This window comes from Mesorhizobium sp. M2A.F.Ca.ET.037.01.1.1, from assembly GCF_003998075.1.
In the GTDB taxonomy this organism is placed as follows: Bacteria; Pseudomonadota; Alphaproteobacteria; order Rhizobiales; family Rhizobiaceae; genus Mesorhizobium.
In genome coordinates, this window is record NZ_RZSA01001349.1 from 1 (window position 1) to 1,362 (window position 1,362).

1 protein-coding gene is annotated in these 1,362 nt (G+C 64.5%); it reads right to left on the bottom strand.

Annotated elements, in window-relative coordinates; genetic code table 11:
- On the bottom strand, positions 1-1,362 hold a 1,362-nt coding region (locus EOA27_RS36625; RefSeq protein WP_127258731.1), incomplete at both ends, for a phage tail tape measure protein.

Sequence of the window (1,362 nt, forward strand, 5' to 3'; positions counted from 1 at the left end):
CGTTCGGGCCGATGCCTGCGTTGCTCGGCGACGGCGGAACATAGGCCTGGCCGCCCTTGGCCGGCGCATGCCGCCCCTGGGCGTAAACCTGGTACTGCCGCTCGGCGGGCGTCATCTCCGCCCAGCTTTTCGGCCGCGGCGTCGGCATGGGGACGGTCGCCGCCGACATACCCGTGTTGGGCTCGCGCGTCTTCCGGTCCTCAAGAATCTTCGTCTGCAACGCATCGAAAATGTTCTTGATCTCGCCGCGGCCGAGCTGCGCCAGCGCATCCCGGAAAGCCTTCTCGGCCGAGGCGCCGGTAAAGCGGTCGAACATGCCGAGCTCAGGATGCTGCTTATTGAAGCGATCCTTGAATTCGGCGGCATAGGATAGCGGATCGCGGCCGCTGCCGCGCAAGGCCTCATAGCCTTTGTCGACGGCCATCATGTCCGACAATCGGTCGTTCACCTTCTCCAGCGTCGGATTGAGCGCCCTGCCCGACAGGTCGCCAAGCGCGGTCGCCGTCTTCTGGATGTTGTTAATCAGCTGCTGCCAGTTGCCTTCGGAATCGCCGGTGATCTGGGCAAAGTCCCTCGCCACGGTGCCGGATGCGGAGCCGAGCGCGTCGAGATGCTTCTTCAGTTCCGGCATCTGCGTCAGCAGCGCGCGCATGCCTTGCTGCATCTGGATGTCGGTGAAGATCAGCGGCAGCTTGGACAGGTCGCCCTTGAGTGCCTTGTTGGTCTGCTCGACCAGCGTCTCGATGACGTCGCCGCCTTCCTTGCGGGTGCGGTCGAGTTCCCTGCGGATGTCGATATTGTACTTCTTGAAGTTATTGGCGACCTCGTTGCCGTAGGCCTTCTGCAGGATGTTGGAGAAGTTGGTCGCGGCCTCGGCCGAGGATCCCGTCTGGTTGCGCACGATCTCCAGCATGGCGACGAGCCGCTTCAGGCCTTCGGTGCCCTTGTAACCCAGCGCAGCGAAGGCCGGCGCGATGGCCGGCAGCTCGGCGGCCATGTCCTTCAGCTCGAATTTGCCAGCCTTGCCTTCGAAGGCGAGGATGTCGAAGGCCTCCTGCATCTTGTCGGCGGTGATGCCGAGCGAGTTGGCGAGCGCGTCGGCGGTAAGCGCGATATCCGACATCTCGGCGCCAGAGGCCTGGGCGGTGCGGGCGACAGTCGGGAGGAAAGCCAGCACCTCCTCCAGCGACCGGCCTGACGCGATCAGCGTTTCGAGACCTTGCACCACGTTGTCGAACGGCAGCTTGGACTTGTCGGCCAGCTCCTGCAGCACGGCGATGGTCGGCCTGATGGCCGTCGCCGGCTTGTCGGCGTTGATGATGATGCGGCCGATCGGGCGCTCGAGCTGCGCATAGTCGCGCG